Raw genomic sequence first — 8,599 nt, 5'->3', positions numbered from 1 at the left:
GCCTCTATTTAAATTTTTATTATGTACTATAGGAAAGTTATCTGAAAAAGAAGTCCAAGATATTTGATGCGGAAGAAGAATCTTTATTGTAAAACTCAGAGTACCCACAATTTTCACAGTATACAACGATAAATTGATTTTTTTGAATGTCGAACATTTTTGATAAACCCGTACCTGTCATGGCTACTTCTTTAGTTGCAGCATTTCTGCTACTACATTTAATACATCCTTTTTCACTCATCTAACTTCAGCTCCTATTAATCGTATTACTATTTACATACGATTTGTGGAATGAAAGGATTCAATAAATTAAGAAAAATAGATCCAATTTTGTGTAAGATTTCAAATGACAAAATTGTAAGTTAGACGAAAGAGAAAAGGATGGTTTTATAATGAGAAGGCTAGTTATTATATTAATAAGCTTATTAATAATAACAGCTTTAGATGGCTGAATAACATTATGGGAGAAAGAGCTAATGTGTACTTTTATATAGGGATGCGCAGGACATTAAGCAAGGCTTTCAATGAACTAACAAATAGTAATGAAAGTTATGTATGTAAAGAGACCTTCTTAAAATAAGAGTCAGGGATACTGGGCCTAAAATGATTTTTTTAGTTGGCTACCCTGACTCTTTTATTTATTTTGCGAAAAGTATATTTTCTAAAGTAAAATAGTGCTCAGTATTATACCAATTGTAATGGCTGAAATGGAGGCAACCAGTCCTGGTAACATGAAGCTATGATTTAGAATATACCTTCCGATTCTAGTTGTACCTGTGCGATCAAAATTGATGGCTGCAACAACTGTTGGATAGTTTGGAATGAAGAAATACCCATTAACAGCCGGGTACATAGCAATCAACAATGCTGGATTAATTCCGAGTGTTATTCCAAGAGGCATCAGTGTTCGAACGGTTGCTGCTTGGCTATATAGAAGAATTGATAACACAAATAATGCAAGTGCAAATAACCATGGAGCTGATGTTACTAGACTAGAAATCGAGCTATTGATGAATTCTGAATTGCCATTAAAGAAAGTGTCTCCCATCCATGCGATACCAAAAATGGCCACTACAGCGGAAGTTCCCGCTTTAAATACACTACCTGAAACGATACTATCAACATTCGGCTTGCATAGCAGAATGATTGAGGCAGCAATGGAGAGCATAACGATTTCAATAGCGACAGGCATAGACATTCTAGTATAAACACCATCAACATCCCATCCGGGTCTTAATTGCTCAAAAGAACCAAGAGCAACAATTAAGACTGCTGCTATTAAAAATAAAAGGACAGATAGTTTTGAAGCCCTACTAGGTGTAAAGTCTTTTTTATCCTTTTTAATAGGAGCTAAGCCTTCTTCTAATCTTTTTAGATAAATGGGATCATTCGGTAGTTCTTTTCCCTTTTTACTAACAACGAAAGCGGCAATCATACATCCAATAAAGGTTGATGGAATACAGATCATTAAAATGTCTAATAAAGTAATGTTGAAATCAGCTAGTAAAGCTAGTAACGCTACAGTGGCAGCAGAAATTGGACTCGCTGTGATTGCTTGTTGTGAAGCAATTACGGCGATTGACATAGGTCTTTCAGGTCGTACACCAGATTCTCGAGCAACTTCAGCAATAACAGGCAATACTGAATATGATACGTGGCCAGTTCCTGCACAAAGAGTGAAAAGGTAGGTAACGATAGGAGCGATAAAGGTGATCCTTTTAGGATTTTTTCTTAAAGCTTTTTCTGCTATATGAACGAGATACTCCATACCTCCAGCAGCTTGAAGTGCTCCTGCAGCTGTGATTACAGATAATATCATTAGCATCACGTCAATTGGAGCTGAGGTTGGCTCAAGACCAAAAATAAATACGAAGATTGCTAACCCGACTCCACCCATTACACCAAGGCCTAGACCCCCGAGCCTAGCACCGATGAAGATGCAAGTTAGTAAGATTAAAAATTGTAGCCAAAACATTGATTTTCCTCCAGTTTAGAATAAAGGTCTTACTTCCATATAGAATCTTGTAATGGAAGAAGAGTGCATAGGTTCATTTCACCTCCAACTAGTAAGTAGTTAATACTTGAAAAGAATATGTTATTTTAAAATTTTATTTTTTTGCCCAAACTCTATTGGAAATTGTGCATATCGATAATATATTAAATAATTATATTCTCTCCAAATTATTCAAATATAATAATATTACAATATAACTAGGCGGCTGTATATTCTTCTATGTAAAAAAATGGTGAGTGAAAAGATGGTACGAGAGTTAGGATTTAGAAGGAAAAATGTTTTTGGGAATAAGTATTAAAGAATCAAAACTAGAGAAGAGAAGTTCGTCATCTACTGTAGATGACGAACTTCTTATTTACAAAAGAGAGAGTGTTTCTCTTTTGTTTAATTAATTAAATTAGTCCCTGTACTTTGTTCTGGTACTTTCTTCTTGACTAGTATTTTTGAAAAATCTATCTCTGCAATTAATATACCGATAAAGACAACAACAGCTCCAATATAACCTCTCGTTGATAAGGTTTCTCCAATAAAAACAAATGCAAAAATGGCTGCAAAAATAGGTTCTAGTGAAAAAATAAGTCCAGTATGAGTAGCAGTTGTGTGTTGTTGAGCTATAGTTTGAATGGTAAATCCTAAAGCACTACAAAAAATACTTAATGCAAGAATAGATGCCCACGCAGCTGAACTATTTGGAAGATGTGGTGTCTCAAATAAGAATGAAAAGAGAATTCCCCAAGCTCCACAAAAACCAAGCTGTAAAACACCTAATACAATGGAATCCACATGCTTAGTTACTTTTCCAGTAATAATGATATGAAAAGAGTAGCATAATGCACAAAGGATACAAAGAAGATCCCCAGGGCCTAATTGCAACTTGCTATTTAATGATAATAGTGCAATTCCAAGTAATGCTGTCAATACGCCAATGATGAGTCTTTTTTCGAATATTTGTTTAAAAAATACTGCTGAAATAATTGGTACGAATATGACAGAAAGGCTAACAAGAAATCCAGTGTTTGAAACAGCTGTTGATCTCATCCCGGCAGTTAATGCAGTAAAAGCAATGAATAATATTGTACCGAGAATGAAGCTATAAAATATAGTTTTTACATTTGTCTTACTAATTCTTTTTATAAAAAGAAGTCCTGCTAATAGAAAAGCAATACCAAAGCGGAGAGCGATTAATGTGAAATCTCCTAATGAGTCAAGTCCTACTTTCATAAATAAATACGATGAACCCCAAAAAATGGTGACGAATAGCATCATTACATCTGCTTTTAATTGATTATTCTTTTTTATGTCCTGCATCCCTTTTGTCCCCCAGTGTCTATATGAATGAACCATATGAAAAAAGTGAACTAGCATAGTTTCTTACTTCACAGTGATAATTCAATAAAATTGTCTAATTGCTATTATAAGGGTACAATTTGTATAAATAAAATGAATGTTTTTAATGTTTTGGATGAAAATAATTCATGAATGTGTGGTGGTTTTTCTGTCTTTAACTAAATATGAAATTCTTAGTACAGTTGTTGATGTTGGAAGCTTAACAAAAGCAGCTACATTGCTAGGTTTAACGCAATCGGCAGTTAGCCACGCTATTTCCAGCCTTGAGATAGAATGGGGATTTTCTCTATTAATTAGAGATCGTTCAGGAATACGTATAACGAGTAATGGTGAACGAGTTTTGAAGCATATTCGAAATATTCTACAGAATAATGAGCAATTGAAACAAGAAGTGGCAGCTATTAATGGCCTTAATGTGGGAACTATTCGAATAGGTACATTTACAAGTGTTTCGACACAATGGCTTCCAGGAATAATTAAGGACTTTCAATTTCATTATCCCTCTATACAAATCAAATTAGTAGAAGCTGATCATTATTATGAAATAGAGCAATGGTTGCAAGAAGGTTCCATTGATTTTGGCTTTTTAGCAACTCCTTTCTCGAAATCGCTTGAGTTTATTCCGTTAAAAAAAGATAGAATTCGATGTGTTCTCTCTAGCAATCATCCTTTGAGTGGGAAAAGTGTTATTTCTTTCGAAGATATTAAAAATCAACCTTTTATCATGCCAAAATGGGGGACAGGAAATGATTTTCCAATTTTATTAAAAAAACAAAATGAATCTTTGCAAGTGAAATATGAAGTAGCAGATGATCAAGCTATTATTTCTATGGTTCGCCATGGCTTAGGAATTACCATACTTCCCGAAATGGTTCTATACAATTTGTTAAATGATATAACGGTTATTGACTTAGAAGAAGATTATTATCGTACTATTGGAATTACAGCACTATCGTTCCAAAAACTTTCGCCAGCAGCAAAACAATTTATCAAATCGGTAAGGTCGTGGCTTCGTCAGCAAATGCTATTAGATTATGATAATTAAACAGATGATCAAAGAAGTACATATTATAAGATAGAAATGAAAGTGTAAGTTGCAAAAAGGACAATTTTTTGTAGCTTATGCTTTTTTGTTGAATTTGAGTATTTATTAGGATGGTTTTTTAGCAGAGAATTCAGATGTTTCCTAGTCAATTGTATATGAGTACAAAAATAGGGCTTCATATTTGTGCATCAGGTACATAGGGTTTTAATTTAAAAAGTTATATAATTTAGTCGATTCGATATTGTGAAACTAATCACAAAGATTAGTCGGTAATTTGATATGGATGGTAAGCACGTGTTTTTTTAATGTGCAAAGATCTCATACATTGGAAATGTTAATTCCATGTAGTGTATATGAAAGAATTATTAGAATTACTAAGATTCACACATTAAAACGTTCCAAAAGTTTAGTAATCGATTTCAGCTAGTAAGAACCCGATTTGATCATCTAGCTGTTAGCTAGAACGCAATGAAGAAAGTTTCACTTTATCTAGTCCTTGAGAAGGGAGACAGAAAAATGGAAGTTGTACTAGACAATAAGTTGATGTCTATAAGTAAGGAAAGAGAAGCGATTTATTCCTTTTTGAGAGTATCTCTTCAATGTCCACTAACAAAAGAAATATTACAGCATTGGAAAGCTCATTTTTCTTCTGAATTTAAAAAGGTATTATCTGAGGAAAATGAGGATTTGAGGTCTTTCTTTGAGAGTTTAGCTAACAAAGATTTAGATGAAATTGTTGAAGAAGAAAAAGAAGCGTATTTAGCTACATTTTACATTTTTAATGAAGAAGGAAAGGTTCCAGCTCCACCATGGGAATCTGTTTATGTGACTAGAGATAAATCGCTTTTTGGTGAGCCCGTATTCCAAATAAGAAAGAAATTAGCGGATTTTGATTTGCAATTTATTCATGAAAATACAGATCCAGACGATCACATTGCGATTGAATTAGAGTTTATGACTTATTTAATTAATTATACGCTCTCTGCGAAGGAAGAAGGTAGAGAGAATGACTATGCCAAAGGTGTTTACACGCAGTATTGGCTGATGAAAGAACATTTGAACAGATGGATAAGACTATTTACTCATGATATTCACTCTTCTAATACAAGTGATTTTTATAAAGGTATTGCAATCTTATTAAGCATATTTGTAGAAGAAGATTTTGAATATATAAAATCATTAAAGGAGGACCTCGACAATGAGTGAGAATATTTTTGAAAAAATCTCAAATATAAAGATGAAACGCCGCTCATTTTTAAAATGGTCAGGTGCTGTTGCTGCACCAGCAATTATTGGAGGCACTGCGGTATCTAGTAATCTTGTGAAAAAAGCAAGTGCCGCACCCTCAGAGAGTAAAGTAGATGCTACAGTCATACCAACATGTAGTACGCTAAATTGTGGTGGGAAATGCTTAATTAAAGCTCATGTAAAAGATGGTCAAATTGTACGATTAAGTACAGATGACGATGCAAGAGATGAAAATGCTGATAATGAGCAGTATCCGCAAATTCGTGCTTGTGTTCGTGGCCGTGGATATCGTAGACATATTTATTCTCCAGATCGTATTAAAAAGCCTTTAAAACGTGTTGGTAAACGCGGTGAGGGTAAATTTAAAGAAATTTCATGGGATGAAGCGATTAAAATCATTGCTAAAGAAAATAATCGCATTAAAGAAAAATATGGCCCTGCTTCCCGCTTTAGTTTATATGCGACTGGGCAAACAGGACAAATTGGTAGTGGAGATACAGTTATTCAAAGACTACTTGCATTAGATGGTGGCTTTTTAGGACGTTATTCAAATTATAGCGCTGGTCAACATGGTGCAGCAACTCCATTTACTTTTGGTGTTGGCGATGCATCAAATAGCTGTAATACATTATTAGATTCCAAACTCATTATTTTACATGGTATGAACCCAGCAGAAACGATTTTTGGCCATTTTAATATGTACTTACGTATGGCCAAGGCTAAAGGTGCAAAAATCTATACGATTGATCCAAGAAAAACGGATACTGAAGTGGCACTTGCAGATGATTGGTTCCCTGTTAAACCAGGAACAGACAATGCATTAGTAGCTGCAATGGCGTATGTAATATTTTCAGAAAATTTACAAGACAAAAAGTTTTTAGATACATACTGTATCGGACATGATGAGGCTCATATGCCTAAAGGTGTTCCGGCTGGAGAATCCTATTATAGCTATGTAATGGGGAAAAAGGATAAAACACCTAAAACTCCAGAATGGGCAGCCAAAATTACTGGCTTACCTGCAAGTCGAATTAAACAATTAGCTCGTGAAGTAGCTACTACAAAACCAATGGCTTGGATTCAAGGAAATGGTATTAATCGACATATGAATGGTGAGCAGCTTTCTCGCGGTGGCTCTGTTATGCCTATTTTAACAGGAAACATCGGTATTAGTGGCGGATGGGCAGGTGCAGGTGGAGGTATTAGTGCGAAATTTCAAAAATTCCCAATACCTGATAACCCACTTGGAATAAGTATTCCTTGCTTCAAATATACTGATGCAATTGTTCGTGGTAAAGAAATGGGAGCTGCTGATGGTGTTACAGGCCTTGAGGAAGGACAAACCTTACCTTCTAATATCAAAATGATTTATAACATGGCAGGTAACTGTTTAGTAAATCAACATTCAGATATTAATAAGACAATCGAAATTTTAGAAGATGAGTCACTATGTGAGTTTATCGTAACTTCAGATATTTATATGACTCCATCTGCTAAATATTCCGATATTGTTTTACCGACTTGTACGTTCTTTGAACAAAATGATTTAGTTCCGCCATGGGGCTTTGGACAACATATTTTTCTTTCACAAAAAGTAGTTGAACCGTTATATGGCTCTCTAACTGAGTACGAATGGATGAGTAAGCTAGCTGCTGAATTAGGCATTGAACAACAGTTTACTGAAGGTAGAACACAAGATGAATGGGTTAAATGGTTAATTGAAGAATCGAAAAAATTAGATCCAAATTTCCCAAGCTATGAAGAAATGCAAAAAAATGGAGTGTATAAGTTTAAAGACATTACAATGGTTCGATTTGCAGATCAAATCAAGGACCTAAAAAATAACCCATTTGAAACACCATCTGGGAAAATTGAGTTATTCTCTAAAGACTTATTCGATATGAATAATCCTGAGGAAATCCCTGCTGTTCCAAAGCATGTGGCAGTAGAAGAAGGCCCTGAAAGTGAATTAACAAAAAAATATCCGCTTCAAGTTTTTGGCTGGCATGTGAAGAGACGTTGTCACTCAACTTGGGAGAAAAGTGATTGGATGGAAGAGGTTCAAACACAAGAGCTTTGGATTAATCCGATTGATGCAGATGCACGTGGTATTAAAACTGGAGATAAAGTAGAGATCTTTAATGATCGTGGAAAAATGATTATCCCTGCAAAAGTTTCGAGCAGATTTATGCCAGGGGTAATAGGATTACCACAGGGTGGTTGGTTTACACCAGATGGAAAAGGTGTAGATACACGAGGAGCAATCAACGTTCTTACTACTCAAAAGGCTTCGCCATTCCATTGTAATCCTCAACATACCAATCTGGCAGAAGTAAAAAAAGCATAGGGAGGAATAAAACATGGCTCAATTAGGTTTTTATATTGATCAAGCTCGTTGTAATGGCTGTAATGCATGTGTCGTAGCTTGTAAAGATAAAAATGATAATCCAGTTGGGGTTAATTTCAGACGAGTATATGTAAATGAATCTGGAAAATTTACTAAGGATAAAGATGGGGCTTGGATTAATAACGTTACGGCCTTTAATATTTCTATTTCATGTAACCATTGTGATGAACCGGGATGTGTCAAAGGATGCCCAACTGGTGCAATGCATAAGCGAGAAGAAGATGGAGTTGTCGTGGTTGACCATGAAAAATGTGTAGGTTGTAAATATTGTACATGGAATTGCCCATATGGTGCACCTCAATATAACGAAGAACTAGGTATGATGACAAAATGTGATACATGTCTTGATTTAAGAGAAGCGGGAGAAAAACCAGCTTGTGTAGCAGCTTGTATTATGCGTGCGATTGATTTCGGACCAATTGATGAGCTGCGTGCAAAATATGGCGATACTGCTGACATCAAAGGATTACCTAGTTCGAAAATTACAAAACCAAATCTAGTAATCAATCCGCATAAGGATGCAGCTAAATAATCTAAT

At 34.9% G+C, this 8,599-nt stretch carries 7 protein-coding genes; 4 read left to right on the top strand and 3 right to left on the bottom strand.

Features of this window, described 5'->3' with window-relative positions:
* Positions 1-37: 37 nt before the first annotated feature.
* From BN349_RS17185 to BN349_RS17170, 3 genes are all read right to left on the bottom strand, one after another.
* On the bottom strand, positions 38-241 hold the full coding sequence (locus BN349_RS17185; RefSeq protein WP_019243573.1) for a zinc ribbon domain-containing protein: 204 nt from the start codon (positions 239-241) through the stop codon (positions 38-40).
* A 420-nt stretch (positions 242-661) separates the two neighbouring features.
* Entirely contained in the window at positions 662-1,975 is a 1,314-nt protein-coding gene (locus BN349_RS17180) for an anaerobic C4-dicarboxylate transporter family protein (protein ID WP_019243572.1), read from the bottom strand.
* A gap of 423 nt (positions 1,976-2,398) precedes the next feature.
* The gene (locus BN349_RS17170) at positions 2,399-3,322 is read right to left on the bottom strand and encodes a DMT family transporter (RefSeq protein WP_019243570.1); all 924 of its coding nucleotides are present in this window, start codon (positions 3,320-3,322) and stop codon (positions 2,399-2,401) included.
* 145 nt (positions 3,323-3,467) lie between these two features.
* Here BN349_RS17170 and BN349_RS17165 point away from each other — a divergent pair, with 145 nt between their 5' ends.
* The 4 genes from BN349_RS17165 (at position 3,468) to BN349_RS17150 (ending at position 8,593) form a co-directional block, all read left to right on the top strand.
* The gene (locus tag BN349_RS17165) at positions 3,468-4,406 is read left to right on the top strand and encodes a LysR family transcriptional regulator (protein ID WP_232423574.1); all 939 of its coding nucleotides are present in this window, start codon (positions 3,468-3,470) and stop codon (positions 4,404-4,406) included.
* Positions 4,407-4,922: 516 nt separating this feature from the next.
* Positions 4,923-5,612, top strand: a complete 690-nt coding sequence (locus BN349_RS17160) for a TorD/DmsD family molecular chaperone (RefSeq protein WP_019243568.1) — start codon at positions 4,923-4,925, stop codon at positions 5,610-5,612.
* Positions 5,605-8,001 (top strand): DMSO/selenate family reductase complex A subunit, encoded by a 2,397-nt coding sequence (locus tag BN349_RS17155; protein WP_019243567.1) that lies wholly within the window; start codon positions 5,605-5,607, stop codon positions 7,999-8,001. The genes BN349_RS17160 and BN349_RS17155 overlap by 8 nt, the downstream gene beginning before the upstream one ends.
* 13 nt (positions 8,002-8,014) lie before the next feature.
* Positions 8,015-8,593 carry a DMSO/selenate family reductase complex B subunit gene (locus BN349_RS17150; protein ID WP_019243566.1) on the top strand — a complete coding sequence of 193 codons (579 nt, stop codon included), beginning with the start codon at positions 8,015-8,017 and terminating at the stop codon, positions 8,591-8,593.
* Positions 8,594-8,599 lie beyond the last annotated feature (6 nt).

The organism is Bacillus sp. AP8 (assembly GCF_000321185.1).
GTDB classification, from domain to species: Bacteria; Bacillota; Bacilli; order Bacillales; family DSM-1321; genus Bacillus_AD; species Bacillus_AD massilioanorexius.
This window is presented reverse-complemented; position numbering and strand designations above follow the sequence as displayed.

What these genes read in the sequence shown, in the direction of transcription:
- BN349_RS17185 (WP_019243573.1), bottom strand. Translation starts at nt 241, where the DNA reads ATGAGTGAAAAAGGATGTATTAAATGTAGTAGCAGAAATGCTGCAACT.
- BN349_RS17180 (WP_019243572.1), bottom strand. Translation starts at nt 1,975, where the DNA reads ATGTTTTGGCTACAATTTTTAATCTTACTAACTTGCATCTTCATCGGT.
- BN349_RS17170 (WP_019243570.1), bottom strand. Translation starts at nt 3,322, where the DNA reads ATGCAGGACATAAAAAAGAATAATCAATTAAAAGCAGATGTAATGATG.
- BN349_RS17165 (WP_232423574.1), top strand. Translation starts at nt 3,468, where the DNA reads ATGTTTTGGATGAAAATAATTCATGAATGTGTGGTGGTTTTTCTGTCT.
- BN349_RS17160 (WP_019243568.1), top strand. Translation starts at nt 4,923, where the DNA reads ATGGAAGTTGTACTAGACAATAAGTTGATGTCTATAAGTAAGGAAAGA.
- BN349_RS17155 (WP_019243567.1), top strand. Translation starts at nt 5,605, where the DNA reads ATGAGTGAGAATATTTTTGAAAAAATCTCAAATATAAAGATGAAACGC.
- BN349_RS17150 (WP_019243566.1), top strand. Translation starts at nt 8,015, where the DNA reads ATGGCTCAATTAGGTTTTTATATTGATCAAGCTCGTTGTAATGGCTGT.